This is a genomic window from Klebsiella sp. JB_Kp042 (genome assembly GCF_040065275.1).
GTDB lineage: Bacteria > Pseudomonadota > Gammaproteobacteria > Enterobacterales > Enterobacteriaceae > Klebsiella > Klebsiella quasipneumoniae.
This window is the reverse complement of sequence record NZ_JBEAJL010000100.1, coordinates 135,615-161,680: the sequence shown is the minus strand read 5'-3', so window position 1 is coordinate 161,680 and position 26,066 is coordinate 135,615. Positions and strand designations below refer to the sequence as shown.

26 protein-coding genes and 1 pseudogene are annotated in these 26,066 nt (G+C 58.0%); 11 read left to right on the top strand and 16 right to left on the bottom strand.

Annotated features, from left to right (window positions below; all coding sequences use genetic code 11):
- Positions 1 to 140 precede the first annotated feature (140 nt).
- Positions 141 to 1,067, bottom strand: a complete 927-nt coding sequence (locus ABLV54_RS21875) for a LysR family transcriptional regulator (protein ID WP_060590115.1) — start codon at positions 1,065 to 1,067, stop codon at positions 141 to 143.
- Between the two features lie 88 nt (positions 1,068 to 1,155).
- Here ABLV54_RS21875 and ABLV54_RS21870 point away from each other — a divergent pair, with 88 nt between their 5' ends.
- Entirely contained in the window at positions 1,156 to 2,154 is a 999-nt protein-coding gene (locus ABLV54_RS21870; protein ID WP_023290588.1) for a bile acid:sodium symporter family protein, read from the top strand.
- Here the strand turns inward: ABLV54_RS21870 and ABLV54_RS21865 are convergent.
- From ABLV54_RS21865 to zipA, 3 genes are all read right to left on the bottom strand, one after another.
- Entirely contained in the window at positions 2,151 to 2,369 is a 219-nt protein-coding gene (locus tag ABLV54_RS21865; protein WP_004202007.1) for a DUF3820 family protein, read from the bottom strand. The genes ABLV54_RS21870 and ABLV54_RS21865 overlap by 4 nt on opposite strands.
- 1 nt (position 2,370) lies before the next feature.
- Entirely contained in the window at positions 2,371 to 4,386 is a 2,016-nt protein-coding gene (ligA, locus tag ABLV54_RS21860; RefSeq protein ID WP_032453683.1) for an NAD-dependent DNA ligase LigA, read from the bottom strand.
- Positions 4,387 to 4,455: 69 nt separating this feature from the next.
- Positions 4,456 to 5,502, bottom strand: a complete 1,047-nt coding sequence (zipA, locus tag ABLV54_RS21855) for a cell division protein ZipA (RefSeq protein ID WP_164481522.1) — start codon at positions 5,500 to 5,502, stop codon at positions 4,456 to 4,458.
- A gap of 230 nt (positions 5,503 to 5,732) precedes the next feature.
- Between zipA and cysZ the strand changes: the two genes are divergently transcribed.
- From cysZ to crr, 5 genes are all read left to right on the top strand, one after another.
- Positions 5,733 to 6,494 carry a sulfate transporter CysZ gene (cysZ, locus tag ABLV54_RS21850; protein ID WP_023290591.1) on the top strand — a complete coding sequence of 254 codons (762 nt, stop codon included), beginning with the start codon at positions 5,733 to 5,735 and terminating at the stop codon, positions 6,492 to 6,494.
- 173 nt (positions 6,495 to 6,667) lie between these two features.
- Positions 6,668 to 7,639 carry a cysteine synthase A gene (gene cysK / locus ABLV54_RS21845; RefSeq protein WP_023290592.1) on the top strand — a complete coding sequence of 324 codons (972 nt, stop codon included), beginning with the start codon at positions 6,668 to 6,670 and terminating at the stop codon, positions 7,637 to 7,639.
- Between the two features lie 380 nt (positions 7,640 to 8,019).
- Positions 8,020 to 8,277 (top strand): phosphocarrier protein Hpr, encoded by a 258-nt coding sequence (gene ptsH / locus ABLV54_RS21840; RefSeq protein WP_002913505.1) that lies wholly within the window; start codon positions 8,020 to 8,022, stop codon positions 8,275 to 8,277.
- Positions 8,278 to 8,321: 44 nt separating this feature from the next.
- A complete protein-coding gene (gene ptsI, locus ABLV54_RS21835) occupies positions 8,322 to 10,049 on the top strand; it encodes a phosphoenolpyruvate-protein phosphotransferase PtsI (RefSeq protein ID WP_004201998.1) in 1,728 nt (575 codons plus the stop codon).
- A gap of 42 nt (positions 10,050 to 10,091) precedes the next feature.
- Positions 10,092 to 10,601 carry a PTS glucose transporter subunit IIA gene (crr, locus tag ABLV54_RS21830; RefSeq protein ID WP_000522253.1) on the top strand — a complete coding sequence of 170 codons (510 nt, stop codon included), beginning with the start codon at positions 10,092 to 10,094 and terminating at the stop codon, positions 10,599 to 10,601.
- Positions 10,602 to 10,641: 40 nt separating this feature from the next.
- Here the strand turns inward: crr and ABLV54_RS21825 are convergent, their stop codons facing one another.
- Both ABLV54_RS21825 and pdxK read right to left on the bottom strand, forming a co-directional pair.
- On the bottom strand, positions 10,642 to 10,881 hold the full coding sequence (locus tag ABLV54_RS21825) for a hypothetical protein (protein ID WP_044524307.1): 240 nt from the start codon (positions 10,879 to 10,881) through the stop codon (positions 10,642 to 10,644).
- Positions 10,878 to 11,744, bottom strand: a complete 867-nt coding sequence (pdxK, locus tag ABLV54_RS21820; RefSeq protein ID WP_023290594.1) for a pyridoxine/pyridoxal/pyridoxamine kinase — start codon at positions 11,742 to 11,744, stop codon at positions 10,878 to 10,880. Before pdxK ends, ABLV54_RS21825 begins: the two co-directional genes overlap by 4 nt.
- Positions 11,745 to 11,826: 82 nt before the next feature.
- On the opposite strand from pdxK, the gene ptsJ reads away from it, so the two are divergent.
- Positions 11,827 to 13,125 carry a transcriptional regulator PtsJ gene (ptsJ, locus tag ABLV54_RS21815; protein WP_248861037.1) on the top strand — a complete coding sequence of 433 codons (1,299 nt, stop codon included), beginning with the start codon at positions 11,827 to 11,829 and terminating at the stop codon, positions 13,123 to 13,125.
- Positions 13,126 to 13,288: 163 nt separating this feature from the next.
- Entirely contained in the window at positions 13,289 to 13,684 is a 396-nt protein-coding gene (locus ABLV54_RS21810) for a nuclear transport factor 2 family protein (RefSeq protein ID WP_023290596.1), read from the top strand.
- Here the strand turns inward: ABLV54_RS21810 and cysM are convergent.
- The 5 genes from cysM to cysP form a co-directional block, all read right to left on the bottom strand.
- Entirely contained in the window at positions 13,681 to 14,592 is a 912-nt protein-coding gene (gene cysM, locus ABLV54_RS21805; protein ID WP_101881324.1) for a cysteine synthase CysM, read from the bottom strand. The two genes, ABLV54_RS21810 and cysM, sit on opposite strands and share 4 nt — an antisense overlap.
- Before the next feature lie 118 nt (positions 14,593 to 14,710).
- The gene (gene cysA / locus ABLV54_RS21800) at positions 14,711 to 15,805 is read right to left on the bottom strand and encodes a sulfate/thiosulfate ABC transporter ATP-binding protein CysA (protein WP_004201991.1); all 1,095 of its coding nucleotides are present in this window, start codon (positions 15,803 to 15,805) and stop codon (positions 14,711 to 14,713) included.
- Positions 15,795 to 16,670 (bottom strand): sulfate/thiosulfate ABC transporter permease CysW, encoded by an 876-nt coding sequence (gene cysW, locus ABLV54_RS21795; protein WP_004201990.1) that lies wholly within the window; start codon positions 16,668 to 16,670, stop codon positions 15,795 to 15,797. The genes cysA and cysW overlap by 11 nt, the downstream gene beginning before the upstream one ends.
- A complete protein-coding gene (cysT, locus tag ABLV54_RS21790) occupies positions 16,670 to 17,503 on the bottom strand; it encodes a sulfate/thiosulfate ABC transporter permease CysT (RefSeq protein WP_002913626.1) in 834 nt (277 codons plus the stop codon). The genes cysW and cysT overlap by 1 nt, the downstream gene beginning before the upstream one ends.
- Entirely contained in the window at positions 17,503 to 18,519 is a 1,017-nt protein-coding gene (gene cysP / locus ABLV54_RS21785; RefSeq protein WP_032444750.1) for a thiosulfate/sulfate ABC transporter substrate-binding protein CysP, read from the bottom strand. Before cysP ends, cysT begins: the two co-directional genes overlap by 1 nt.
- A 200-nt stretch (positions 18,520 to 18,719) precedes the next feature.
- Here cysP and ABLV54_RS21780 point away from each other — a divergent pair.
- Positions 18,720 to 19,016 (top strand): annotated as a pseudogene (locus ABLV54_RS21780) (DUF559 domain-containing protein).
- A 78-nt stretch (positions 19,017 to 19,094) separates the two neighbouring features.
- Here the strand turns inward: ABLV54_RS21780 and ABLV54_RS21775 are convergent.
- The 4 genes from ABLV54_RS21775 to ABLV54_RS21760 all read right to left on the bottom strand — a co-directional run bounded on the left by ABLV54_RS21775 (position 19,095) and on the right by ABLV54_RS21760 (position 21,587).
- Positions 19,095 to 19,994 (bottom strand): Dyp-type peroxidase, encoded by a 900-nt coding sequence (locus ABLV54_RS21775; RefSeq protein ID WP_048297987.1) that lies wholly within the window; start codon positions 19,992 to 19,994, stop codon positions 19,095 to 19,097.
- Positions 19,995 to 20,088: 94 nt separating this feature from the next.
- Positions 20,089 to 20,664 (bottom strand): RpoE-regulated lipoprotein, encoded by a 576-nt coding sequence (locus tag ABLV54_RS21770; protein WP_032453689.1) that lies wholly within the window; start codon positions 20,662 to 20,664, stop codon positions 20,089 to 20,091.
- A 61-nt stretch (positions 20,665 to 20,725) separates the two neighbouring features.
- A complete protein-coding gene (locus ABLV54_RS21765; RefSeq protein ID WP_032453690.1) occupies positions 20,726 to 21,175 on the bottom strand; it encodes a DUF2919 domain-containing protein in 450 nt (149 codons plus the stop codon).
- On the bottom strand, positions 21,162 to 21,587 hold the full coding sequence (locus ABLV54_RS21760) for a GNAT family acetyltransferase (RefSeq protein WP_002913637.1): 426 nt from the start codon (positions 21,585 to 21,587) through the stop codon (positions 21,162 to 21,164). The genes ABLV54_RS21765 and ABLV54_RS21760 overlap by 14 nt, the downstream gene beginning before the upstream one ends.
- 211 nt (positions 21,588 to 21,798) lie before the next feature.
- Between ABLV54_RS21760 and amiA the strand changes: the two genes are divergently transcribed.
- Positions 21,799 to 22,671, top strand: a complete 873-nt coding sequence (gene amiA / locus ABLV54_RS21755; RefSeq protein WP_060590130.1) for an N-acetylmuramoyl-L-alanine amidase AmiA — start codon at positions 21,799 to 21,801, stop codon at positions 22,669 to 22,671.
- Positions 22,671 to 23,570 (top strand): oxygen-dependent coproporphyrinogen oxidase, encoded by a 900-nt coding sequence (hemF, locus tag ABLV54_RS21750; RefSeq protein WP_101881322.1) that lies wholly within the window; start codon positions 22,671 to 22,673, stop codon positions 23,568 to 23,570. The genes amiA and hemF overlap by 1 nt, the downstream gene beginning before the upstream one ends.
- Before the next feature lie 54 nt (positions 23,571 to 23,624).
- On the opposite strand, the gene maeB is transcribed toward hemF, so the two are convergent.
- Positions 23,625 to 25,904: an NADP-dependent oxaloacetate-decarboxylating malate dehydrogenase gene (maeB, locus tag ABLV54_RS21745; RefSeq protein WP_023290604.1), complete on the bottom strand. Its 2,280-nt coding sequence runs from the start codon at positions 25,902 to 25,904 to the stop codon at positions 23,625 to 23,627.
- Positions 25,905 to 26,066: the final 162 nt, after the last annotated feature.

Genomic DNA, 26,066 nt, shown 5'->3' with positions numbered 1-26,066 from the left:
GCAGTTGACTTTTAATCAATTGGTCGCAGGTTCGAATCCTGCACGACCCACCAATGTAAAAAGGCGCCCTAAAGGCGCCTTTTTGCTATGCGCGGAACGCACGCTCTGGCCACGAGCCTCCCCGTGGCGATAAACCGCTATCAACGCTGATACAGCGGATCTTCAACCCTGGCGGCGGTGAGATTCTCCCCTTCTTCTCGCACGATTTCCCATAACGCCTGGGCGGCGGTCGACAGCGAGCGATTTTTCCGGCATGCCAGCATCAGCTGCCGCTCCATTATCGGAGTGAGTCGCTTCACCGCCAGATGGCTTCCCTGCGGTAACGGCAGCGCCAGCGCCGGCAGTACGCTGATGCCAATTCCCGACTCCACCATCGGAAACAGCGTTGCCGGATGGCCAATCTCCTGCACAATGTTCGCCCGGACAGCCAGCCTGCTGAGAGCCGCATCAATCAGCGGACGGCTGCCGGAGGCATAGTCCTGCAGGATCAGTCTCTCATTCTGTAGCGCCTGCCATGGCACTTCAGTCAGGCTGGCAAAAGGATGATCCTCCCGGCAGAGCAGCAAAAAAGGTTCCGCCAGGACCACTTCACATTGCAGGTCCGCCGCCGGGCCAGGGTCAATCACAATGCCGAAATCCACTTCCCCCTGGCGAATACTCTCCAGCACCCACTGCTGGGGCCGGTCGTGCAGGACGAAATCGATATCAGGATAGCGACGATTGCTGTGGGCAATACACTGGGGAATAAGGTGGGCGGAAATCGTCTGACTGGCGGCAACCTTGACGGTGCCGCTCAGCTGCTGGCCTACCCGACCGGCATCGCGCAGCGTCACCGCCAGCTCATCGAGCAAGCGCTCCAGCCTGCCTGCCAGCTGCTGACCCGCCTCGGTGAGGACCACCTCCCGGGTGGTACGGTCGAGGAGACGGACCCCGGTCTGATGCTCCAGCTCCTTGACGCTGTGGCTGACGGCCGACTGGCTTAAGCCAATCATCTCCCCCGCCCGGCTAAAGCTCCTGGCGCGGGCGACGGTAACAAATACTTTTAACTGACGCAGAGAGTAATTCATCTTTTTTATTCATGAATAGATGCAATAAATCAATTTTATTTCTCAAATCAAAAAAAGCACAATAACGCATCTCTTTTCAGGAGCGTTTATGAAACTTTTCCGCATTCTCGATCCGTTTACGGCAACCCTGGTCACCGTTGTCCTGTTGGCCTCATTCTTCCCGGCCCGGGGCGCTTTCGTCCCCTTCTTTGAACACCTGACCACCGCCGCCATCGCCCTGCTGTTCTTTATGCACGGCGCCAAACTCTCCCGTGAGGCAATTATCGCCGGCGGCAGCCACTGGCGTTTGCATCTGTGGGTGATGTGCAGCACCTTTATTCTCTTCCCGGTGCTGGGGGTCCTGTTTGCCTGGTGGGCGCCGGTGAAGGTCGATCCGATGCTCTACAGCGGCTTTATTTATTTGTGCATTCTGCCGGCCACCGTGCAATCCGCCATCGCCTTCACCTCGCTGGCCGGAGGCAACGTCGCGGCGGCGGTCTGCTCAGCCTCGGCCTCCAGCCTGTTGGGCATCTTTGTTTCACCGCTGCTGGTGGGTGCCCTGATGAACCTTCATGGCGCAGGCGGTAGCCTCGAGCAGGTCGGAAAGATCATGTTGCAGCTGCTGTTGCCTTTCGTGCTCGGCCATTTATCGCGGCCGTGGATCGGCAACTGGGTGGCGAAGCATAAGAAGTGGATTGGTAAGACCGACCAGACCTCGATTCTGCTGGTGGTTTACTCCGCCTTTAGCGAGGCGGTGGTGAACGGCATCTGGCATAAAGTGGGTCTGGGATCGCTGCTGTTTATCGTGGTGGTCAGCCTGGTGCTGCTGGCCATCGTCATCGCGGTCAATGTGTTCGTCGCCCGCCGCTGCGGCTTTAACAAAGCCGATGAAATTACCATCGTCTTCTGCGGTTCGAAAAAGAGCCTGGCCAACGGCATCCCGATGGCCAATATTCTCTTTCCGACCTCCATCCTCGGCATCATGGTGCTGCCGCTGATGATCTTCCATCAAATCCAGCTGATGGTCTGCGCGGTGCTGGCGCGGCGCTATAAACAGCAAACCGATGCGCGTCTCGCTCAGGAAAAGGCCAACGCCGCCAAAGCTTAACGCGCTTTCTTCAGGGGCTGGACCAGATCGCTCAGCCCCTCGCTTTTAATCAGCAGGGTCAGCGCCATCAGCTCGCCGAGATGGCCGGCAGGGAATTGATCCTTGCGCGCGAACCACAATAAATACTCCTCCGGGACATCGATTAAACGACGCCCCTTGTATTTACCGAACGGCATCTCAGTATTGGCGATCTCCACCAGCTGCGCTTTATCCACGTTATTCTCCCAGCAGACGCATCATTTCGGCTTCGTCAATCACCTCGATGCCGAGCTCCTGCGCTTTCGCCAGCTTAGAACCCGCCGCTTCGCCAGCAATCACCAGATCGGTCTTCTTCGATACGCTGCCCGCCACCTTCGCCCCCAGCGCCACCAGACGCGCTTTGGCGTCATCCCGCGACAGCTGACTGAGGCTGCCGGTCAGGACGACGGTTTTGCCTGCAAACGGGCTGTCAATCTCTTCCGCCTTCACCACCACCGGCGCCGGCCAGTGAACCCCTTCCGCCAGCAGCTGCGCGATGACATCGCGGTTGCTCTCTTCGGCAAAGAAGTTGAAGGTATGGGTGGCGACCACAATGCCGACATCAGGGACCTTCTGCAGCTCCTCAATGGAAGCCTGCTCCAGGGCCTCGAGGGTGCCGAAATGCGCCGCCAGGCCCGCCGCCGTCGCTTCCCCTACCTCGCGAATGCCTAAGGCGTAGAGGAAACGTGCAAAGGTTGTCTCTTTGGCTTTCTCGAGAGCGTTGACCACGTTTTGCGCGGACTTCGGCCCCATCCGATCCAGCCCGGTCAGTTTCCCTGCGGTCAGCCGGAACAGATCCGCCGGGGTATGGACGTACTCTTTCTCCACCAGCTGGTCGATGATCTTGTCGCCCATGCCGTCAACGTCCAGCGCGCGACGGGAGACAAAGTGCTTGAGCGACTCTTTACGCTGCGCGCCGCAGATAAGGCCGCCGGTACAGCGGGCTACCGCCTCGCCTTCCACTCGCTCAACGTCGGACTGACAGACCGGGCAGTGGGTCGGGAATTCAACATCCCGGGCATCTGCCGGGCGTTCGGAAAGCACCACGTTGACCACCTGAGGGATCACGTCGCCTGCCCGGCGAATCACCACCTTGTCGCCGATTTTCAAGCCTAAGCGTTCGATCTCATCGGCATTATGCAACGTGGCATTACTCACCAGCACGCCGGCGACATGGACCGGCTCCAGGCGCGCCACCGGCGTAATCGCCCCGGTGCGGCCCACCTGGAACTCCACGTCCCGGACGAAAGTCATCTGCTCCTGGGCGGGGAACTTAAAGGCCACGGCCCAGCGCGGCGCGCGGGCCACGAAACCTAACTGCTCCTGCAGCGCCAGCGAATCGACTTTGATCACCACGCCATCAATGTCAAAGCCCAGATGGGGACGATCTTCCTCGACTTTACGATAGTAAGTGAGCACTTCCTCGGGGGTATGACATAGGGTGACGCGATCGCTCACCGGTAATCCCCATGCTTTAAACTGCTGTAAACGGGCCGAGTGGCTGGCCGGCAGCTCACCGCCCTCCAGCACCCCAACGCCGTAGCAGAAGAAAGTAAGCGGTCGCTTCGCGGTGATGCGCGGGTCCAGCTGGCGCAACGAGCCCGCCGCCGCATTGCGCGGGTTAGCAAACACTTTTCCGCCGGTGCGTCGAGCTTCTTCATTGATTTTTTCGAACCCGGCCTGCGGGAGGAATACTTCCCCGCGCACTTCCAGGCGTGCGGGAATATTATCGCCATGCAGCCTGAGCGGGATGGTGCGGATGGTTCGCACGTTAGAGGTAATGTCCTCGCCGGTGGTGCCGTCGCCGCGGGTCGCCGCCTGCACCAGCACGCCGTTTTCGTAGAGAATGCTCACCGCGAGGCCGTCGAGCTTCAGCTCGCAGCAGTAGATGAGAGGGTCAGTGCTTTTCAGGCGATCCTGCACCCGCTTGTTGAAGGCCAGAAAGCTCTCTTCGTCAAACACGTTGTCCAGCGACAGCATCGGCACTTCATGGCGGATCTGGCTGAAGGCGGTCAGCGGCGCCGCCCCCACGCGCTGAGTCGGTGAATCCGGGGTAATCAGCTCCGGATGCTGGCTCTCCAGCTCGCGCAGCTCGCGCATCAGCCGGTCATACTCCGCATCGGGCACTTCCGGTGCGTCCATAACGTGGTACAGGTATTCATGATGGCGAAGCGTGGTTCGCAGTTCAGTCAGTTGTTGTTCGATCGGTTCCATATCACACCATCAATGATAAAAAACCCCCGACAGGCGGGGGTTGAGAAGGAGTTGAGATAACGCGCGACGTCAGGCGTTCGCGTCTTTCACTTCGCGAATACGATCCTGGTATTCACGCAGTTTTTGCGGCGTCATCATGCGACGCTGATCGTCAAGCACCACGCCGCCCACTTCATCGGCGATATACTGCGCAGACTGCAGCATCAGCTTGAAGTTCTGCAGTTCATCACCGTAGGAAGGGACCTGCATAAAGATAGTCACCCCAGGGGTCATCATATCCGCCATGCTGTCCGGATTGAAGGTCCCCGGCTTCACCATGTTGGCCAGGCTGAACAGTACCGGGCCGCTGCCGTCCGGGCTCAGATGGCGGTGGAAAATATTCATTTCACCAAACTTGAACCCGGCCTGCTGGATGCTATTGATAAGCACCTCGCCGTTAAGCTGCGCGCCATGGTGCGCGGCAACGTTCATCACGATGACCGTCTCTTTACGCTCTTTCGGCTGGGGCGCTGCAGGCTGCTGCGGCTCTGTCGGCTGCGGTTCAGCAACCGCGGGCTGCGGTGCGGCAACAGGCTGTGGCGCAGGCTGCTGCGGAGCGGCCGGCTGCGGCTGGGCGACGGTCGGGGTCACCGGCTGCGGCGCGACAGGCTGTTGCACAGCAGGTTGCGGCTGGTGTTGCGGCTGCGCGGGTTGCGGCTGTTGCCAGCCAGGCTGCGGAGCCGCATGCGGCGCAGACGGTTGTCCCTGCGGTTGTGCCGGGGCCTGGCGCGGCGGCGCCTGACGAACCGGTTCCTCAGGACGCACAGGCTGCTGCATCTGGCGCTCGTAAGGCGGCTGGTACTGGTGCTGCGGCGCCTGACGAGGGGCTTCATGCTCCCCCTGCGCGCCGTGCGGAGCGTGAGTCACCGGATGAACGCGGACTTCACCTACGCCTTCAACATTATCATCAAAGTCGTCGTTTTCCGACTCATCGTCGCGCGACTTCATACGTTTCAGTGGGCGATCGCGAAACATCGAAGAACGTTCTTTACGGCTGGTCCAGAAACCATGTACCAGTAAAGCGATTATGGCGATCGCGCCAACAATGATTAATATCAGACGCAAATCCTGCATCATTATATTCTCTGTTGTTCTAACACCTTGCCACCACGGCAAACATTTACTCACTAAGAGTATTTGCCGATTACCTCAAGTGCAAGTGCGTCGGTCGCTTTCACCACATAAAGATGAACTAAATCGTGCTTTTTGCTGTTTTTTCGAACATTTCCTAACTGGTTATTGTCTGACGACCCGATAAAATAAGCGAGCATTCACACTGGATGTTCAAAAAGGAGCAATGCCTGGCTATGGTTTCATCATCCGCACCGACCCCGCGTAGCGGCGTATACTACTTTTCGCAGGGCTGGAAACTCATCAGGCTGCCGGGCATACGTCGTTATGTCTTCCTGCCTTTACTGGTTAACGTGCTGCTGATGGGCGGTGCTTTCTGGTGGCTGTTTACCCGTCTCGACAGCTGGATCCCTTCGCTGATGAGCCATGTGCCTGACTGGCTGCAGTGGCTAAATTACCTGCTGTGGCCGGTGGTGGTGCTGTCGATCCTGCTGGTGTTTGGCTATTTCTTTTCTACTATTGCCAACTGGATTGCCGCCCCGTTCAGCGGCCTGCTGGCGGAACAGCTGGAAGCGCGTCTGACGGGCGCCACCCCGCCGGACGTCGGCGTCTTTGGCATCATGAAGGATATTCCGCGCATCATGAAGCGTGAGTGGCAGAAGCTGGCCTGGTACCTGCCCCGCGCCATCGTACTGTTGCTGCTCTACTTTATACCCGGCGTTGGCCAGACGGTGGCCCCGGTACTCTGGTTCCTGTTCAGCGCATGGATGCTGGCGATTCAATACTGCGATTACCCCTTCGATAACCACAAGGTCCCCTTCAGGACCATGCGCGAAGCGCTGCGCAGCCGCAAGGTGATGAATATGCAGTTTGGCGCGCTCACCAGCCTGTTCACCATGATCCCGGTGTTAAACCTGGTGATCCTCCCGGTGGCTATCTGCGGCGCCACCGCCATGTGGGTCGATTGCTATCGCGACAGACACGCCAGCTGGAAGTAACAGCAGCACCTCCCCTGGAGCGGCGAAAGCCGCTCCTTATATCTCACTTATTCCTTCTTGATCATCATTATTTCCCTTCCGCATATAGATATGCTAAATCCTTACTTCCGCATATTCTTTAAGCGGGTATGCTGATGCCGTACCCCCAAATTTCATACAGTTAAGGACGGGCCATGAGTAAGATTTTTGAAGACAACTCCCTGACTATCGGTCATACGCCGCTGGTACGACTGAACCGCATTGGTAACGGCCGTATCCTGGCAAAGGTAGAATCTCGTAACCCGAGCTTTAGCGTAAAATGCCGTATCGGCGCCAATATGATCTGGGATGCTGAAAAGCGCGGCGTGCTGAAACCGGGCGTGGAACTGGTCGAACCGACCAGCGGCAACACCGGTATCGCCCTCGCCTACGTGGCGGCGGCTCGCGGCTACAAGCTAACGCTAACCATGCCGGAAACCATGAGCATCGAGCGTCGTAAGCTTCTGAAAGCGCTGGGCGCCAACCTGGTGCTGACCGAAGGCGCCAAAGGCATGAAAGGCGCCATTCAGAAAGCGGAAGAGATTGTCGCCAGCAACCCGGAAAAATTCCTGTTGCTGCAGCAGTTCAGCAACCCGGCTAACCCGGAAATCCACGAAAAGACCACCGGCCCGGAAATCTGGGAAGACACCGACGGTCAGGTGGATGTTTTCATCTCCGGCGTAGGTACCGGCGGTACGCTGACCGGCGTCAGCCGCTACATTAAAAACACCAAGGGCAAAAAAGATCTGTTCACTGTCGCGGTTGAACCGACCGATTCGCCGGTTATCTCCCAGGCGCTGGCGGGTGAAGAGCTCAAGCCGGGCCCGCACAAAATTCAGGGCATCGGCGCCGGCTTCATTCCTGGTAACCTGGATCTGAAGCTGGTGGACAAAGTGATCGGTATCACCAATGATGAAGCGATCTCCACGGCACGCCGCCTGATGGAAGAAGAAGGCATCCTCGCGGGTATCTCTTCCGGGGCCGCCGTTGCCGCGGCGTTGAAGCTGCAGGAAGATGAAGCCTTTACCAATAAGAATATTGTGGTTATCCTGCCTTCCTCGGGTGAGCGTTATTTAAGCACCGCGCTGTTTGCCGATCTCTTCACCGAGAAAGAACTGCAACAGTAGTGCCAGCTTGTAAATAATGTGTAAAAAAGCACCTTTTCAGGTGCTTTTTTGTGGCATACGTCAAAGTTTTACCCCTCCTGGCATTGATTCACCTCGTAGGGTCTGGTATTTAACCAGCACATTTATTTTGATGCGCGAAATTATTCAGAAGAGGATTTCCGCCAGCTGAATCGATTTTATGATTTGGTTCAAGTCTTCCTTTCGCGGCATAATGTTTAATGACGTGCTAGACGTCAATGGCCCGCAGGTCTTCGCAGCGCCAGGCGCTGCCGACGCCAAGGCCGGAAACGTAACGCCGGCGCTAACAATACAGGCTAAAGTCGAGTCGTTAGACTAGACTTTAGGTCCACAACACTAAACCTATAAGTTGGGGAAATATAATGTTCCAGCAAGAAGTTACCATTACCGCTCCGAACGGTCTGCACACCCGCCCTGCTGCTCAGTTTGTTAAAGAAGCTAAAGGCTTCACTTCTGAGATCACTGTAACCTCCAACGGCAAAAGCGCCAGCGCCAAAAGCCTGTTCAAACTGCAGACTCTGGGCCTGACCCAGGGCACCGTAGTAACCCTCTCCGCGGAAGGCGAAGATGAACAGAAAGCGGTTGAGCATCTGGTTAAACTGATGGCTGAACTCGAGTAAGTTCACGGGTTCTTTTTCATATCAGTCACAAGTAAGGTAGGGTTATGATTTCAGGCATTTTAGCATCCCCGGGTATCGCCTTCGGCAAAGCACTGCTGCTGAAGGAAGATGAAATTGTCATCGACCGGAAGAAAATTTCTGCCGATAAGGTTGATCAGGAAGTCGAACGTTTCCTGAGCGGCCGCGCCAAGGCCTCCGCCCAGCTGGAGGTCATCAAAACCAAAGCTGGTGAAACTTTCGGTGAAGAAAAAGAAGCCATCTTCGAAGGGCATATTATGCTGCTGGAAGATGAGGAGCTTGAGCAGGAAATCATAGCCCTGATTAAAGATAAGCATATGACTGCCGACGCGGCAGCCAATGAAGTTATCGACGGTCAGGCCACTGCCCTGGAAGAGCTGGACGATGAATACCTGAAAGAACGTGCGGCTGACGTACGTGATATCGGTAAGCGCCTGCTGCGCAACATCCTTGGTCTGGCCATCATCGATCTGAGCGCGATTCAGGATGAAGTCATCCTCGTCGCCGCCGATCTGACCCCGTCAGAAACCGCACAGCTGAACCTGAAAAAAGTGCTGGGTTTCATCACCGACGCGGGCGGCCGTACCTCCCACACCTCCATCATGGCGCGTTCCCTCGAACTGCCGGCCATCGTGGGCACCGGCAGCATCACGGCGCAGGTGAAAAACGGCGACTATCTGATTCTCGACGCGGTGAACAACCAGGTTCTGATCAACCCGTCCAACGAGCAAATTGAAGCGCTGCGTAATCTGCAGGCTCAGGTTGCGGAAGAAAAAGCCGAACTGGCGAAACTGAAAGATCTGCCGGCGATTACTCTCGACGGCCATCAGGTTGAAGTGTGCGCCAACATCGGTACCGTTCGCGACGTCGAAGGTGCTGAGCGCAACGGCGCCGAAGGCGTAGGCCTGTATCGTACTGAATTCCTGTTCATGGATCGCGACGCGCTGCCAACCGAAGAAGAGCAGTTTGCGGCTTATAAAGCGGTGGCTGAAGCCTGTGGCTCTCAGGCCGTTATCGTGCGTACCATGGACATCGGCGGCGACAAAGAGCTGCCGTACATGAACTTCCCGAAAGAAGAGAACCCGTTCCTCGGCTGGCGTGCTGTGCGTATCGCGATGGATCGTAAAGAGATCCTCCGCGATCAGGTTCGCGCCATTCTGCGTGCCTCCGCTTTCGGTAAGCTGCGCATTATGTTCCCGATGATCATCTCTGTTGAAGAAGTGCGTGCGCTGAAGAAAGAGATCGAAATCTACAAACAGGAACTGCGTGACGAAGGTAAAGCATTTGACGAATCCATTGAGATCGGCGTGATGGTGGAAACACCGGCTGCGGCGACCATTGCTCGTCATCTGGCCAAAGAAGTTGATTTCTTTAGTATCGGCACCAATGATTTAACGCAATATACTCTGGCAGTTGACCGTGGTAATGATATGATTTCACATCTTTACCAGCCGATGTCACCGTCTGTACTGAATCTGATTAAGCAAGTTATTGATGCTTCTCACGCTGAAGGTAAATGGACTGGCATGTGCGGTGAGCTTGCGGGCGATGAACGTGCTACACTTCTGTTGCTGGGTATGGGGCTGGACGAATTCTCTATGAGCGCCATTTCCATCCCGCGCATCAAGAAGATTATTCGTAACACGAACTTCGAAGATGCGAAAGTATTAGCAGAGCAGGCTCTTGCTCAACCGACAACGGACGAGTTAATGACGCTGGTTAACAAGTTCATTGAAGAAAAAACAATCTGCTAATCCACGAGATGCGCGGCCCAAATTACTGCTTAGGAGAAGATCATGGGTTTGTTTGATAAATTGAAATCTCTGGTTTCTGATGACAAGAAAGACACCGGAACTATTGAGATTGTTGCTCCCCTCTCCGGTGAGATCGTCAACATTGAAGACGTGCCGGATGTGGTTTTTGCGGAAAAAATTGTGGGCGATGGGATTGCCATCAAACCGACCGGCAACAAAATGGTCGCGCCGGTAGACGGTACCATTGGTAAAATTTTCGAAACCAACCATGCGTTCTCTATTGAATCTGATAGCGGCATCGAGCTGTTCGTTCACTTCGGTATTGATACCGTTGAACTGAAAGGCGAAGGCTTCAAGCGTATCGCTGAAGAAGGCCAGCGCGTGAAAGTCGGCGACCCGGTTATCGAATTCGATCTGCCGCTGCTGGAAGAGAAAGCCAAGTCGACCCTGACTCCGGTGGTTATCTCCAACATGGACGAGATCAAAGAGCTGATCAAACTGTCCGGTAGCGTGACCGTGGGTGAAACCCCGGTAATCCGCATCAAGAAGTAATATCTGCTGCATAAAAATGGCGCCTTTCGGCGCCATTTTTTTATATCGCGTGGGTCACCGGCTGATAGCATTTTTCGCGGGATAAGATACGCAATCCTTCCGGAGTGCTCTCCAGAATTCGCCGCTCGCTGTCAGAGACCAGCAGTTCACACTGATATCCACCGGCCAGGCCGAACAGCGACCGCGCCACGCAGGCATCCTCCAGCGCCGCCTCCCCTGAAGTATCAAAATGACCAACAATGCGTCCCTGCTGACGGATTACTAACCGATAGCTTTTCATCTCTGTTTCTCCAGCGGCGGCAGGATCAGTTCGTCACATCCCTGCGCGGCAGTCCAGTTCATCACCTCCAGCACGCGCTGGGCGGCTGCCTCCGTCGCAGCACCCAGCGCCAGGCCGGAAAGCAACCCGCTCACCAGCTCGGCGCAGAACAGATCGCCGGTACCCTTTAAATCCGTCTCCACCCGCGGGTGAACCACCACCTCCACCGCATCGGCCGTCACCACCAGCACATTGATCGTCGAATCAGCCTCTCCCGGCGCGCTGGTGATCACCACCCATTTGAGGCTGTCCGACAGCAGGCTACGCGCCGCGGCGACCGCCTCCGGCTGATTGCGACAGCGCTGGCCGCTCAGCGTCTCCAGCTCAAACAGATTAGGGGTGATGCCTTGCGCTAGCGGCAGCAGGTGCTGACGATAGGCGTCCGGGATCTCGGCCTTGACGTAGATACCGCTGTCGACATCGCCAATCACCGGATCCACCAGAATACAGAGATCGGGATGGCGGTCGCGGACCCGCGTCAGCCACTGCGCCAGACGTTCAATTTGCACGGCGTTGCCCATATAACCGGTGGTCACCGCACGCAGTTCGCGCAACGCGTCGCGCTCCTCCAGCGCCTGCAGGTACCCGACAAACCACTCCTCCGGGATAATGCCGCCATAGAACGTCTCATAATGGGGCGTATTGCTGAACAGCACCGTCGGCACCGCCAGCACGCGCAGACCGTGCTGTTTAATCGCCGGTACCGCGATGCTGTTGCCGACGCTGCCGTAGACTACCTGCGACTGCACGGCGACGATATCGACTTCCGACGCCCGGCTTTTGTCGTGAAAGAGCACTGATTGTATGTCATCTTGCTGGCCCATCTTTTCTCCCCCCGCTGGACAGCGGGTCACGCTCTGATTATGATTCGTCCTATGCTAAATTTCATTTTGTCATAGGTCAATAATGTTTGCCGGAAAAACCGCCAGCGATATCTTCGATCATATCCGCCATCTGGTGCAGAGCGGTGGCTTGCAGCCCGGAGAGGTTCTGCCGCCGGTCCGCGAGCTCGCCAGCCAGCTTGCGGTGAATCGCAATACCGTCGCCGCCGCCTATAAACGGCTGGTCACCTCCGGGCTGGCCGTCAGCCATGGACGAAACGGCACAGCTATCAAAGCCCGGGATCCGCTGCCAGCGCTGGAAGGCGGTGACCCCACGACGCTGCTGAACGATCTTTCCAGCGGCAATCCGGATCCCGCCAGGCTGCCTGATTTACCACGCTATCTGGGCCAAATTGCCCGCACGCCCCGCCTGTATGGCGATGCCCCCATCGAGCCGCGGCTAGGAGAATGGGCTGAGGCATGGTTTGCCAGGGAGATAACCGTTCCCTTTGCCCTGAATCTCGCCAGCGGGGCGATTGACGCGCTGGAGCGTCTGCTGTGCGCCTTGCTGCTCCCCGGCGACGGCGTGGTGGTTGAAGATCCCTGTTTTCTCAGCAGCATCAATATGGTGCGTTACGCTGGCTTTACCCCCTGCCCGGTGGCGGTGGATGCCGAGGGGATGGATCCAGACGGGCTGGAGGAGGCGTTACGCAACGGCGCGCGAGCGGTGATCTTGACCCCGCGCGCGCACAATCCTACCGGCTGTAGCCTGACGGAAACCCGGGCGCATGCCCTGCGGGAGGTGCTGGCCCGCTATCCGCAGGTGCTGGCGATCGTCGATGACCACTTTGCCCTGCTGTCGGCCACGCCCTGGTTTTCTCCTTTGCCAGCGAGCACCCAACGCTGGGCGGTGGTGCGTTCGATGTCAAAAACCCTCGGGCCAGACCTGCGGCTGGCTTTTATCGCCAGCGATGTCGACACCTCCTCCGCGCTGCGTCTGCGGCTTAACGCCGGCAGCCAGTGGGTCAGCCATCTGCTGCAGGATCTGACGCTGGCCTGTCTCACCGATAAGGCGTTTATCGCCTCGATGACGGAGACCCGCCGTCACTATCGGCAACAGAATGAGAAACTGGCGGCAGCGCTGGCCCGGCACGGCGACAGTCATGCTGCGCCTGGCGATGGCCTCAATTTCTGGCTGCCGCTGCCAACGGCGAGCCAACCCTACGCCTTACGCCTGGCCCGGGCCGGCTGGCTGGTCCGCGAGGGGGAGGTGTTTGGCATCCGTACGCCCTCCCACGGGCTACGCCTGTCGCTGGGCCGCCTGAGCGACGCTGAGATTGCCCGCCTGGCGGCCGATATAGCCCAGGTGTTAAACGCCCCCTGACGCAGGCAGTGCGCCGAACGCATCGGGGAGGGATGGCAGCTGTCGACAAGTTACTGAAAAATTAAACGAAAACTGGCGTAGTCTTACCTGCATGACCGGAACGTCGAGACGGATACAACGCTCTCGGTGGCTGATAAATCGCTCACAATAAGGAGCACCAGAGATGCATCACATTGACCTGACGCTAAAAACAGTCATTGAGGCCTGCGACCGCGCTATCTCGCAGGAAGATTACGATACCCTGATGGGCTATTACGCGGAAGACGCCGCGCTGGTCGTCAAACCGGGCATGGTGGTCAGAGGGAAAGAGAATATCCGCAAAGCGTTTATCGCCATTGCCGACTATTTCCAGCACCGGCTGATCGTGACTCAGGGGAAAATGGAGGTCATCGAGGGCGGCGGCAATGCGCTGGTGATTATGGAGACCCGGCTGGATATCCCGACGGCACAGGGGATAACACAGGTTACGCGACGCGCAACCTATGTCTTTCAGAAGCAGGGCGAGCGCTGGCTGTGCACCGTCGATAACTCCTACGGCACCGACCTGCTCGATGATTAAATACCCGCCCCCTGGCTAAAGTGTTCCTCGCCGAACACGCCGGTGGAGAGGTAGCGATCGCCGCGATCGCAGACGATCGCCACCACCACCGCGCCTGGGTTTTCGCGAGCGATACGTAACGCCCCGGCTACCGCGCCGCCAGAGCTGACGCCGCAGAAAATGCCTTCCTGTACCGCCAGCTGACGCATGGTGTTCTCGGCATCCTGCTGATGAATATCCAGCACCGCATCCACCAGCGAAGCGTTAAAGATCCCCGGCATATACTCTGCCGGCCAGCGGCGTATCCCGGGAATACTGCTGCCCTCCTCCGGCTGCAGGCCGACAATGGTCACCGGTTTACTCTGTTCGCGCAGAAAACGTGACACGCCGGTAATGGTACCGGTGGTCCCCATACTGGAGACAAAGTGGGTGATACGCCCCTCGGTCTGCTGCCAGATTTCCGGCCCGGTGGTAGTGTAGTGGGCGTAGGGGTTGTCCGGGTTGTTGAACTGATCGAGCAGTTTGCCCTCCCCGCGCTGAGCCATCTCCAGGGCCAGGTCGCGAGCCCCCTCCATCCCCTGCTCTTTGGTGACCAGGATCAGCTCGGCGCCATAGGCGCGCATCGCGGCCCGGCGCTCCTGGCTCATGTTGTCGGGCATCAGCAGCTTCATCCGGTAGCCTTTCAGCGCGGCGATCATCGCCAGCGCGATACCGGTGTTGCCGCTGGTCGCTTCAATTAGCACGTCGCCGGGCTGAATTTCGCCCCGCTTTTCCGCTTCAACGATCATCGACAGCGCAGCGCGATCTTTCACCGAACCGGCTGGATTATTGCCTTCAAGTTTGACCCAGATTTCGCTGCCATTGTCCGGCTCCAGACGCTGAAGCCTGACCAGAGGGGTATTGCCGATGGTGTGTTCGAGTGTATTCACGATTTTTACTCAATAAAAAAGCCGGGCGGCGCTTCGCTTACCCGGCCTACCAGACGCGTGATAATTCCAGACCGGGTAAGCACAGCGTCACCCGGCAAAAGCACATGGATTTAAGCTATCAGGCCGACTGCGCCAGAGCAAGCTCGCCGCGCGGCTCGATACGCTCGGTACCGTTGTACAGGCGCGCGTTTTGCAGCCCGACGAACAGTCGTTCGCCGCGGGACGGCGCCTCATCGCCCGTTAACACCACGCTCAGCGGTTCGTCATACCACCCCAGAGGCTGGACGACTAATTGGGTGTAGTGACCTTTCGGGCTGGCCTCCAGGACCTGCACCGGCAGCGGCGAATCCAGGCTGGTTCGGCGGCTGATGTCCACTTCCCACGGACGCAGGAACAGATCCACCGGCCCCTGGTATGCCGGGGTATAGCCTAACGGCCAGCGGTGAGCGCCAACGTGGAACTGTCCGCCGCGGATAACCCCCTGCAGGCGATTCACTTCCCCCATGAACTCCAGCACGAAGCGGGTCGACGGCTCACGCCACACGCGTTCAGGCGCATCGGCCTGTTCGATGTTGCCCTGGCTCATCACCACCACCCGGTCGGCAACTTCCATCGCCTCTTCCTGATCGTGGGTGACGAACACGCTGGTAAATTTCAGCTCTTCATGCAGCTGACGCAGCCAGCGGCGCAGCTCTTTACGCACCTGCGCATCCAGCGCGCCGAAAGGTTCATCCAGCAGCAGAATTTGCGGCTCTACCGCCAGGGCGCGCGCCAGCGCCACGCGCTGTTTCTGACCACCGGACAGCTGCGCCGGATAGCGATCCGCCAGGTGAGCCAGTTGCACCATCTCCAGCAGTTTGGTCACTTTGGCTTTAATCGCCGCGGCGTTGGGTCGTTCGCGGCGCGGCAGCACGGTCAGGCCAAAGGCGATGTTATCGAACACCGTCATATGGCGGAACAGCGCATAGTGCTGGAAGACGAAGCCCACTTTACGGTCGCGGGCGTGCATCCGGCTGACGTCGGTACCGTGGAAGCGGATATGACCGCTGGTTTGATGTTCCAGCCCGGCGATAATCCGCAGTAGAGTCGTTTTCCCGGAGCCGGAAGGCCCCAGCAGCGCAACCATTTGTCCGGAAGGGATATCCAGCGAGATATCATTCAGCACCTGGGTGCGACCAAACGATTTCTTAATATTGGCAATCTCAATGCTCATGATTTCCCTCCTGTTGCGCGCGTTTTTCCTGATTGGCCAGACGCCATTGCAACATACTCTTTAAAAACAGGGTCAGAATAGCCATTAACGTCAGCAGGGCCGCGGCGGTAAACGAGCCGACGGTGTTGTAATCCTGCTCCAGTAATTCAATTTGCAGCGGCAGCGACAGGGTTTCTCCGCGGATCGAACCGGAGACCACCGACACCGCGCCGAATTCGCCGATGGCGCGGGCGTTGGTCAACACCACGCCGTACAGCAGCGCCCAGCGAATATTGGGCAGCGTCACCCGGCGGAACATCTGCCAGCCGGAAGCGCCCAGCAAGACCGCCGCCTCATCTTCATGACTGCCCTGACTCATCATCACCGGCACCAGCTCACGCACCACAAACGGACAGGTGACAAAGATCGTCGCCAGCACCATGCCCGGCCAGGCGAACATGATTTGCAGGTTATGCGCATCAAGCCAGCCGCCCAGCGGACCGTTAGAGCCGTAGAACAGCAGATAAACCAGACCGGCTACCACCGGCGAGACAGCGAACGGGATATCCAGCATCGTCAATAGCAGCTGGCGTCCCGGGAACGTAAAGCGCGTGACCAGCCAGGCCAGCAAGGTCCCAAACACCAGGTTCACCGGCACGGTAATCAAGGCGATCATCACCGTCAGCCAGATGGCGTGGAGCATATCCGGATTGGCCAGGTTTTCCAGCACCGGCATTAACCCTTTGCTGAAGGCCTGGATAAAGATGTAAAGCATCGGCACCACGAGGATGAAGGCGGAGACCAGCATCCCGACGCCAATCAGAAACCATTTTCCCCAGTTGATGCGGGGCGCGTCGTAGCGTTTCAATTGAGTAACTTCCGCCATTAGTGACCTACCACGCGTCGACCAAAGCGACTCTGCAGGGTATTGATGGAAAACAGCAGCAGCAGTGAGGCGGCCAGGATCACCGAGGCGATGGCGCTCGCCGCCGGATAGTCAAACTCCTGCAGTCGAATAAAGATCATCAGTGACGTCACTTCCGTCTTCCACGCGATGTTGCCGGCGATAAAAATCACCGCGCCAAATTCGCCGAGGCTGCGGGTAAACGACAGGGCAATGCCCGCCAGCAGCGCTGGCGACAGCTCCGGCAGCACCACCTTGCGGAAGCTCTGCCAGCGCGTAGCGCCCAGCGTTTCCGCTGCTTCTTCATATTCCGGTCCCAGCTCTTCCAGCACCGGCTGCACGGTACGTACCACGAAGGGGATGCTGGTGAACGCCATCGCCACGGCGATACCGAGCCAGGTATAGGTCACTTTAATATCGAACTTCGCCAGCCATTCCCCATAAATGCCGTTAACCGAAAACAGCGAAGCCAGGGTCAGGCCGGCCACCGCCGTCGGCAGCGCAAACGGCAGATCCATTAAGGCATCCAGCAGCGTGCGGCCCGGAAAACGATAGCGGGTAAGGATCCACGCCATCAGCAGGCCGAAGACGCCGTTAAAAATCGAGGCCACGAACGCCGACAGCAGCGTCACCTTATAGGCCGCCACCACCTGCGGGTTGGTGATCACATCCCAGTACTGCGCCCAGCTCATCTGCGCCAGCTGCATCACCAGCGCGCTGAGCGGTAATAACAGAATCAGACAGACAAACAGCAGGCTGGTGCCGAGGCTCAGGGTAAAGCCCGGCAGCACGCGCTTGGACGACACAGCAAACATTACTTACGCCCCGCCGCCAGCAGTTTGTCCAGTTCGCCGCCGCTGGCGAAGTGGGTCTTCATCACCTCAGGCCAGGAGCCAAACTTGTCCTCCACGCGGAACAGTTCGGTCTGCGGGAATTTATCCTTCAGCGAATCCATCACTTTCGGGTTGTTTACCCGATAGTAGTAGTCGGTAATGATGGTCTGCGCCTGCGGACTGTAGAGCCAGTTCAGGTAGGCCTTCGCCGCCTTTTCCGTGCCGTTGGCTTTGACGTTTTTATCCACCCAGGCCACCGGGAACTCCGCCAGAATGTTGGTTTTCGGGATCACCACTTCAAATCCCTGCGCCTCATACTGCTTGCGAATATTGTTCACTTCCGACTCGAAGCTGATCAGCACATCGCCCAGGCCGCGCTCGGCGAATGTGGTGGTCGCCCCGCGTCCGCCGGTGTCGAAGACTTCGACGTTCTTCAGGAACTGGGTCATAAACTGTTCGGTTTTGGCTTTATCGCCGCCGTCGGCTTTATCCGCCGCGCCCCAGGCCGCCAGGTAGGTATACCGCGCGTTGCCCGAGGTTTTCGGGTTCGGGAAGATCAGCTTAACGTCAGAGCGGACCAGGTCATTCCAGTCATGAATGTTTTTCGGGTTGCCTTTGCGCACCAGGAAGCCCATCGTCGAATAGAACGGCGAGCTGTTGTTCGGCAGGCGGCTTTGCCAGTCGGCCGGGATCAGGTTGCCTTTGTCATGCAGGATCTGCACGTCCGTCACCTGGTTGTAGGTCACCACGTCCGCCTTCAGGCCCTGCAGGATCGCCAGCGCCTGCTTGGACGAGCCAGCATGCGACTGCTTGATGGTCAGCTTGTCCCCGCCATTGTCCTTCGCCCACTGCTGCTCAAAAGGCGGGTTAAGGGCGGCAAACAGCTCGCGGGAGACATCATAGGAGCTGTTCAGCAGCTCCGTCGCCTGCGCCTGCGCCACCAGCAGCATGGAAGCCGCCAGCGCCAGATATCCTTTTTTCAGTGATTTAACGGCCATTGCGCACCCTTATCAAAAATGATCATTTACTGATGATCATCATATTTATAACGGGTACGAAAGGAGTAACGGTTTTATATACCGTTTGGCGATTTGGAAGTCGAAAAGGGAATAAGCACCTGGCAAAGCTTAGCTGAAAGCGGCTGGCAAATAAGGTGATGAAATCGGACTAGGAGCGAACAGCGTGGCACACTTTGTTAATGGAAAACAGCACAAATGACGCCCGGCAGTTGCGCCGCCACCTGACGCCGCAGGAGCGCCGCCTGTGGCACCAGCTGCGCGATCGCCGTTTTGCCAGCTACAAGTTTCGCCGCCAGCATCCCGCCGGACCCTATATTCAAGATTTTGCCTGGTGATTGAGCTCGCCGGCGGCCAGCATGACAGCCGGACTGAATACGATGCCCGGCGCACAACATGGCTTAAGCAGCAAGGCTGGACCGTTTTACGCTTCTGGAATATCGAGTATGACCGGAACGAAACCGGCGTGCTGCAGGTGATCCTGCGCACGCACGAGGAACTCTCCCCCTCACCCCGGCGCTCTCCCTCAGGGAGAGGGTTAGGGTGAGGGGAAAGCATTACAGCGCCTGAATACGCTCCAGGGACGGCGCGAAGTAATAGCCGCCGGTCACCGGTTTGGTGAAGCGCAGCATCGCGTCGCGTTTGCCGTCGGTATCGCCGAACATGCTCAGCAGCTGCTGCTCGATGTTGTACAGACGCGCGCAGTAGGCGCAAAAATAGAGGCCATGGGTACCGCTGGCGGTGCCATACGGCAGGCTCTGGCGGACGATTTTCAGCCCTTTGCCATCTTCTTTTAAGTCAACGCGGCTCAGGTGAGACGTGACCGGACGTGCGTCGCCATCGATCTCTTCGTTGGCTTCCTTGGTGCGGCCAATCATCATCTCCTGATCCGGCACGCTCATGCGGTTCAGCTGTTTGAGATTATGCTCCCAGCGCTGGACGAATACGTAGCTGCCGCCCGCATCCACGCCGTCTTTGATCACCGCCACTTCACGACGGGTTTCTTCCCCCGCCGGGTTTTCGGTGCCGTCGACGAAGCCGCTGAGGTCACGCTCTTCCACCCAGCGGAAGCCGTGGATCTCTTCTTTCACCTCGATAGCGTCGCCAAAGGCGGCCAGCGCGGCCTGCGCCACCGAGAAGTTCACTTCATGGCGGGCGGATAAAATATGAATCAGCAGGTCATACTGGGTGGATGGCGCCAGCCCTTTGCCGTAGACCGGAAAATCTTTTAACTCCTCCGCCCCTTCGCCGCCGCTCAGCTGACGCCAGACGGTATTGCCGAACGCCACCACCGCACCGAGTTTAGCGTCGGGGAATTTAGCCTGGAAGGTGGCCACGTTATCGACAAAATTTTTGCTCGCTTCGCGCAGGGCGTTAACGTCCCCTTTGATATTGGCTTCAATCCAAATCGCCGCGCGGCAATGTTCCGGCAAAATGCCGCTCTGAACCTGAGACATCGCTCCTCCTGAAATGATGCAACTACAACGCTGTCGCGTTGCTAACGCGCCATTGTAACCGTTTTTCAGGGCCATCGTGTCTCTTCAGATCAATTTAGCGACGCCAGATAATTTTGCTGACCTTCCAGTTTTTCAGCGTATCGTCGGAGGGCATCAGCTCCTCCGGGCCGCTCCAGTGACCGGTGAAGGCGTAACTGATATGCTGGCTCCCCTCGGCCTGACACTCGACGACCGCGCCATTGTCATTGCTGCCTTTCTGGCAGTTGCCGAAGGCTTTGCTGTACAGGTCGCTGAACGGTGTGCCGATTTTCACGCCGCTGGCGGTTTTGATTTCGGCATCGCGGACGTCAATCCGGCTGATGGCGCCGTTGTCGCCATTGATGGTCAGCGCCACGCTGTTGTCTTTCAGCGCTTCAAAGTAGTGGACGATATTCCCCTTATCGGTCTTCATTCCGCTGCGCAAACGGTAGTCGCTCCCCAGCGCATCGCTAATGGCCTGTTCGTTGAGCGGCGTGGACGCCGTCAGTTTCCCCACCCCCTGCTCGGTCACCTCGGTGGAAGAACCAAACCAGTTCCACGGATAGGCCGCCGACCAGTTGACCGCGCTCATCGTTGAGCAGCCGGTCAGCGCCAGCGGAAGCGCGCAGAGCATTACACGTAGCGATTTCATATCACAATCCTTTCTGAGTCATTCAACGCATGTTGGAGTTCACGATCGGCAAAAAGTGCCATTAAAAGGTGGTCTGGCGAAAACAGGCGCCGAGGCGACGGCTGGTCGCCAGCCACCACAGGGCATACCCATCCGCCGCCAGCAGTCCGATGGTCAGCGAGGAAGGAGATTCGCCGCTCAGCCATAGCATCGGCTGCCACAGCAACAGCAGCACTTGCGATAACACCAGCAGCCAGCGCATCGCCCGCCACAGGCGCGGCAGGCGCTGACGATAGCCGCTAAGCAGAAAGGCCAGCACCGCCGGCACGCCGGGGAGTAGACCGAGCCAGAAGCGGTCGTGATCGGGATAGAACAGATTAAGAATCGCGTCGCCCTGCTGACGCGACGCGCCGGCCATCAAGAACAGCACCCAGGTGCGGGCCTGTAACAACAGCACGCACCAGAAAAGGAAAGGCAGACGCAGACGGCCATGGGCATCAAAATCGGCGGGGATAAACTCAGTATTCTTCATCTTCAATCAGGCGTTTGCCCAGGGTCAGAACATCGGCGTACTCATAGCCCAGCCGCTCGTACATCCCCTGCACCACGTCGTTGTCCTCGCGGACCATAATATTGATTTTCGGGCAGCCGCGAGCAATCAGCTTTTTCTCCAGACGGTTGAGCAGCGCGTTCGCGATCCCCCGACCGCGATATTCAGGATGGACGCCCAGATAGTAGGCCGACCCGCGATGGCCGTCATATCCGCCCATCACCGTACCGACGACTTCGCCGTTCACTTCCGCCACCAGGAACAGGCTGACATCGTGATTCAGCTTGCGCTCAATATCCATCTCCGGATCGTTCCAGGGACGCAGCAGATCGCAACGCTCCCACAGCGTCACAACCTCTTCGAAATCCTGCTGGCGAAAAACGCGAATCTCCATGGTATTCCCCACCATTGACGGTTAAAAACAGTGATTATGGCGCGAATATGACTGATAGCCAATATCAGGCGAAATCAGCGACAAAAAATGGCATAATATGACTTTGTCATGTATTGAAATGAAAAGTAAAACAATTCTTATTTTGAATGGTCGTAACGGCAAACGCGATACGATATAACATTGGACATCACTTGTTTACAATTCAGGCCGAATGAGCACTTTTAAACCCTTAAAAATACTTGCTTCGCGCCGTCAGGTGCTGAAAGCCGGGCTGGCTGCCATGACGCTGAGCGGCGTCACTGCACAGGTCAGCGCAAAAGAGCAGCCACTGAAAACATCAAATGGACACAGCAAACCCGCCGTCAAAAAGGCCGGCGCTCGCCGCATTGTGATGCTCGACCCGGGCCACGGCGGCATCGACACAGGGGCTATCGGCCATAACGGCTCGAAAGAGAAGCATGTGGTGCTGGCGATCGCAAAGAACGTGCGCAGCATCTTGCGCAGCAACGGCATTGACGCCCGCCTGACCCGCACCGGCGATACCTTTATCCCGCTGTATGACCGCGTGGAGATTGCCCATCAGCACGGCGCCGATCTGTTTATGTCGATCCACGCCGATGGCTTCACCAACCCGAGCGCTGCCGGCGCCTCGGTGTTCGCTCTGTCAAACCGCGGCGCCAGTAGCGCCATGGCGAAATACCTCTCCGATCGCGAAAACCGCGCCGACGAGGTCGCCGGTAAGAAAGCGACGGATAAAGACCATCTGCTGCAGCAGGTGCTGTTCGATCTGGTACAGACCGACACCATTAAAAACAGCCTGACGCTGGGCTCGCATATCCTGAAAAAGATCAAGCCGGTGCATAAGCTGCACAGCCGCAATACCGAACAGGCGGCGTTCGTGGTGCTGAAGTCGCCGTCTATACCGTCCGTGCTGGTGGAAACCTCGTTCATTACGAACCCGAACGAGGAAAAACTGCTCGGCACCACCGCCTTCCGGCAGAAAATCGCCACCGCGATTGCCAACGGCATTATCAGCTATTTCCACTGGTTCGATAACCAGAAAGCCCATTCGAAGAGACGTTAATGAAACCCGATGCCGCGCAGGTTAAAACTTTTCTGCTCCAGCTGCAGGACAGCCTCTGTCAGCAGCTAAGCGCCGTGGATGGCGCGCCGTTTATTGAAGACGCCTGGCAGCGGGAAGGCGGCGGCGGCGGACGCAGCCGGGTGCTGCGCGACGGCAATGTGTTCGAGCAGGCGGGGGTCAACTTTTCCCATGTCCATGGCGACGCCATGCCAGCCTCCGCCACCGCCCACCGCCCGGAGCTGGCCGGACGCAGCTTTGAAGCCATGGGCGTCTCGCTGGTGGTCCATCCGCTGAACCCCTATGTGCCCACCAGCCACGCCAACGTGCGGTTCTTTATTGCCGAAAAGCCTGGCGCCGAGCCGGTGTGGTGGTTCGGCGGCGGCTTTGATTTAACCCCTTACTACGGCTTTGAAGAGGATGCCGTCCACTGGCATCGTACCGCCCGCGATCTGTGTCTGCCGTTCGGCGAAGCCGTCTATCCGCGCTATAAAAAATGGTGCGATGATTATTTCTATCTGAAGCACCGCCAGGAACAGCGCGGGATTGGCGGTCTGTTCTTTGACGACCTGAACACCCCGGATTTTGACCACTGCTTCGCCTTTATGCAGGCAGTGGGTAACGGTTACGCTGACGCCTATTTACCCATCGTCGAACGCCGAAAAGCCACGCCGTACGGCGAGCGTGAGCGCCATTTTCAGCTCTATCGCCGCGGCCGCTACGTCGAATTCAATCTGGTCTGGGACCGTGGCACCCTGTTCGGTCTGCAGACCGGCGGTAGGACGGAATCTATTCTGATGTCGATGCCGCCGCTGGTGCGCTGGGAATATGATTACCAGCCGGAGGCCGGCAGCCCTGAGGCGGCGCTGAGCGAGTTTATTAAAGTGAAAGCCTGGATCTGAGCGACGCCAAATCAGACCAAAAAGCCCCGGAGTACCGGGGCTTTTTTATGACGTTTACAGCGGTTCGGTTTGCGCTTCGACAACCGCCAGCGCCACCATATTCACGATGCGACGCACAGAGGCGATCGGCGTCAGGATATGCACCGGCTTCGCTACCCCCATCAGCACCGGCCCGACGGTGACCCCTTCCGAACTGGAGACGCGCAGCAGGTTATAGCTGATCCGGGCGGCTTCCATATTCGGCATCACCAGAATATTGGCCGACCCCTTCAGCGGGCTGTCCGGCATGCGATCGTTGCGAATGCTTTCCACCAGCGCGGCGTCGCCATGCATTTCGCCATCGATCATCAGCTCCGGCGCGCGCGCCTTCACCAGCTCAAGGGTTCTGCGCATCTTGCTGGCGGACGGGCAGTCGGCAGAGCCAAAGTTGGAATGCGACAGCAACGCCACCCGCGGTTCGATACCAAAGCGACGCACGCTTTCCGCCGCCATCAGGGTGATCTCCGCCAGCTCTTCCGGCGATGGATCGTGATTGACATAGGTGTCGGCGATAAAGGTGTTGCCGCTCGGCAGCAGCAGCGCGTTCATCGCCCCGGCGGTGCTGACGCCGTCGCGATAGCCAAACAGCGGCTGCACCACGCGGTAGTGGTCGTGGTACTCGCCAATGGTGCCGCAGATCATCGCATCCGCTTCGCCACGGTGAACCATGATGGCGCCAATCACCGTGGTGTTGCTAATCACCGCCCGCTGCGCCTGCTCCTGGGTAATGCCGCGGCGTTTCATCAGCTGGTAGTACTCGCTCCAGTACTCTTTAAACCGCGGGTCGGATTCATTATTGACGATCTCGAAGTCAACGCCGGCCTTGATCTGCAGGCCCAGCTTCTGGATGCGCATTTCAATCACGCTCGGGCGCCCCACCAGAATCGGTTTGGCCAGCCCCAGCGACACCAGCTCCTGGGTGGCGTGCAGCACCCGAGTCTCCTCCCCTTCCGCCAGCACCACGCGCTTCGGCTCTTTGCGCGCCTGAGAGAAGATAGGCTTCATAAACAGGTTGGTCTTATAGACGAACTCGCTCAGCTTCTCGATATAGGCGTCAAAATCGGCGATCGGGCGCGTCGCCACGCCGGAGTCCATCGCCGCCTTCGCCACCGCGGGGGCGATCTTGACGATCAGCCGCGGATCGAACGGTTTCGGAATAATGTAGTCCGGGCCAAAGCTTAAATCCTGATCGCCGTAGGCGGAGGCCACCACTTCGCTCTGCTCGGCGTGGGCCAGCTCGGCAATGGCATGCACCGCCGCCAGCTTCATCTCTTCGTTGATCGCCGTCGCGCCGACGTCCAGCGCGCCGCGGAAGATGAACGGGAAGCAGAGGACGTTGTTGACCTGGTTAGGGTAGTCGGAGCGGCCGGTGCAGATGATGGCGTCATCGCGGACCTGCTTCGCCAGCGGCGGCAGAATTTCCGGCTCCGGGTTGGCCAGGGCGAGGATCAGCGGCGCGCGCGCCATCTTCTTCACCATCTCCGGGGTCAGCACTTTCGGACCGGAGCAGCCGAGGAAAATGTCCGCGCCGTCGATCACGTCATCGAGGGTGCGTTTGCCGTCGTCTTCCACCGCGTAGGCCGCTTTGGTTTCCGCCATATTCGGCTCACGATCCTTATAGATAACGCCTTTCGAATCGCAGACCACGATGTTGTGCTTTTGCATCCCCAGCGCCACCAGCAGGTTCATGCAGGCGATAGCCGCCGCCCCCGCGCCGGAGACCACCATCCGCACGTCGGACAGATTCTTCTCAACGACGCGCAGGCCGTTGAGGATCGCCGCGGTGCTGATGATCGCCGTGCCGTGCTGATCGTCATGGAACACCGGAATATTCATCCGCTCGCGCAGCTGTTGCTCAATGTAGAAACACTCCGGCGCTTTAATATCTTCGAGGTTGATGCCGCCGAAGGTCGGCTCGAGGGCGGCGACGACGTTAATGAATTTGTCCGGGTCCAGCTCATCGACTTCGATATCAAACACATCGATGCCGGCAAATTTCTTAAACAGGACGCCTTTGCCCTCCATTACCGGCTTGCCGGCCAGGGCGCCGATGTTGCCAAGCCCCAGCACCGCGGTGCCGTTGGAGACGACCGCCACCAGGTTGCCGCGGGCGGTATATTTGTAAGCCGCCAGCGGATCTTTTTCGATTTCCAGACAGGGGGCCGCGACGCCCGGCGAGTAGGCCAGCGCCAGATCGCGCTGGGTGGCGAGAGGTTTGGTCGGCGAGACCTGGATTTTTCCGGGAACCGGAAATTCGTGGAAGTCGAGGGCGCTCTGTTTTAACTGCTCATCCATTTTATATTCCTTTCTTTCACGTATCGTTCGTAGGGAAAAAGCGTGATGACCATCCTGTCGTTCACCTTTCAGTGGCAGACAGTATCCCTCCTGGCGGGGCGATAAACTTTGAACACCGCCAAACTCTGGCCATCGCTATGATCTGGTTGTTATCAATTTATA

What these genes read in the sequence shown, in the direction of transcription:
- ABLV54_RS21875 (WP_060590115.1), bottom strand. Translation starts at nt 1,067, where the DNA reads ATGAATTACTCTCTGCGTCAGTTAAAAGTATTTGTTACCGTCGCCCGC.
- ABLV54_RS21870 (WP_023290588.1), top strand. Translation starts at nt 1,156, where the DNA reads ATGAAACTTTTCCGCATTCTCGATCCGTTTACGGCAACCCTGGTCACC.
- ligA (WP_032453683.1), bottom strand. Translation starts at nt 4,386, where the DNA reads ATGGAACCGATCGAACAACAACTGACTGAACTGCGAACCACGCTTCGC.
- zipA (WP_164481522.1), bottom strand. Translation starts at nt 5,502, where the DNA reads ATGATGCAGGATTTGCGTCTGATATTAATCATTGTTGGCGCGATCGCC.
- cysZ (WP_023290591.1), top strand. Translation starts at nt 5,733, where the DNA reads ATGGTTTCATCATCCGCACCGACCCCGCGTAGCGGCGTATACTACTTT.
- cysK (WP_023290592.1), top strand. Translation starts at nt 6,668, where the DNA reads ATGAGTAAGATTTTTGAAGACAACTCCCTGACTATCGGTCATACGCCG.
- ptsH (WP_002913505.1), top strand. Translation starts at nt 8,020, where the DNA reads ATGTTCCAGCAAGAAGTTACCATTACCGCTCCGAACGGTCTGCACACC.
- ptsI (WP_004201998.1), top strand. Translation starts at nt 8,322, where the DNA reads ATGATTTCAGGCATTTTAGCATCCCCGGGTATCGCCTTCGGCAAAGCA.
- crr (WP_000522253.1), top strand. Translation starts at nt 10,092, where the DNA reads ATGGGTTTGTTTGATAAATTGAAATCTCTGGTTTCTGATGACAAGAAA.
- ABLV54_RS21825 (WP_044524307.1), bottom strand. Translation starts at nt 10,881, where the DNA reads ATGAAAAGCTATCGGTTAGTAATCCGTCAGCAGGGACGCATTGTTGGT.
- pdxK (WP_023290594.1), bottom strand. Translation starts at nt 11,744, where the DNA reads ATGGGCCAGCAAGATGACATACAATCAGTGCTCTTTCACGACAAAAGC.
- ptsJ (WP_248861037.1), top strand. Translation starts at nt 11,827, where the DNA reads ATGTTTGCCGGAAAAACCGCCAGCGATATCTTCGATCATATCCGCCAT.
- ABLV54_RS21810 (WP_023290596.1), top strand. Translation starts at nt 13,289, where the DNA reads ATGCATCACATTGACCTGACGCTAAAAACAGTCATTGAGGCCTGCGAC.
- cysA (WP_004201991.1), bottom strand. Translation starts at nt 15,805, where the DNA reads ATGAGCATTGAGATTGCCAATATTAAGAAATCGTTTGGTCGCACCCAG.
- cysW (WP_004201990.1), bottom strand. Translation starts at nt 16,670, where the DNA reads ATGGCGGAAGTTACTCAATTGAAACGCTACGACGCGCCCCGCATCAAC.
- cysT (WP_002913626.1), bottom strand. Translation starts at nt 17,503, where the DNA reads ATGTTTGCTGTGTCGTCCAAGCGCGTGCTGCCGGGCTTTACCCTGAGC.
- cysP (WP_032444750.1), bottom strand. Translation starts at nt 18,519, where the DNA reads ATGGCCGTTAAATCACTGAAAAAAGGATATCTGGCGCTGGCGGCTTCC.
- ABLV54_RS21775 (WP_048297987.1), bottom strand. Translation starts at nt 19,994, where the DNA reads ATGTCTCAGGTTCAGAGCGGCATTTTGCCGGAACATTGCCGCGCGGCG.
- ABLV54_RS21770 (WP_032453689.1), bottom strand. Translation starts at nt 20,664, where the DNA reads ATGAAATCGCTACGTGTAATGCTCTGCGCGCTTCCGCTGGCGCTGACC.
- ABLV54_RS21765 (WP_032453690.1), bottom strand. Translation starts at nt 21,175, where the DNA reads ATGAAGAATACTGAGTTTATCCCCGCCGATTTTGATGCCCATGGCCGT.
- ABLV54_RS21760 (WP_002913637.1), bottom strand. Translation starts at nt 21,587, where the DNA reads ATGGAGATTCGCGTTTTTCGCCAGCAGGATTTCGAAGAGGTTGTGACG.
- amiA (WP_060590130.1), top strand. Translation starts at nt 21,799, where the DNA reads ATGAGCACTTTTAAACCCTTAAAAATACTTGCTTCGCGCCGTCAGGTG.
- hemF (WP_101881322.1), top strand. Translation starts at nt 22,671, where the DNA reads ATGAAACCCGATGCCGCGCAGGTTAAAACTTTTCTGCTCCAGCTGCAG.
- maeB (WP_023290604.1), bottom strand. Translation starts at nt 25,904, where the DNA reads ATGGATGAGCAGTTAAAACAGAGCGCCCTCGACTTCCACGAATTTCCG.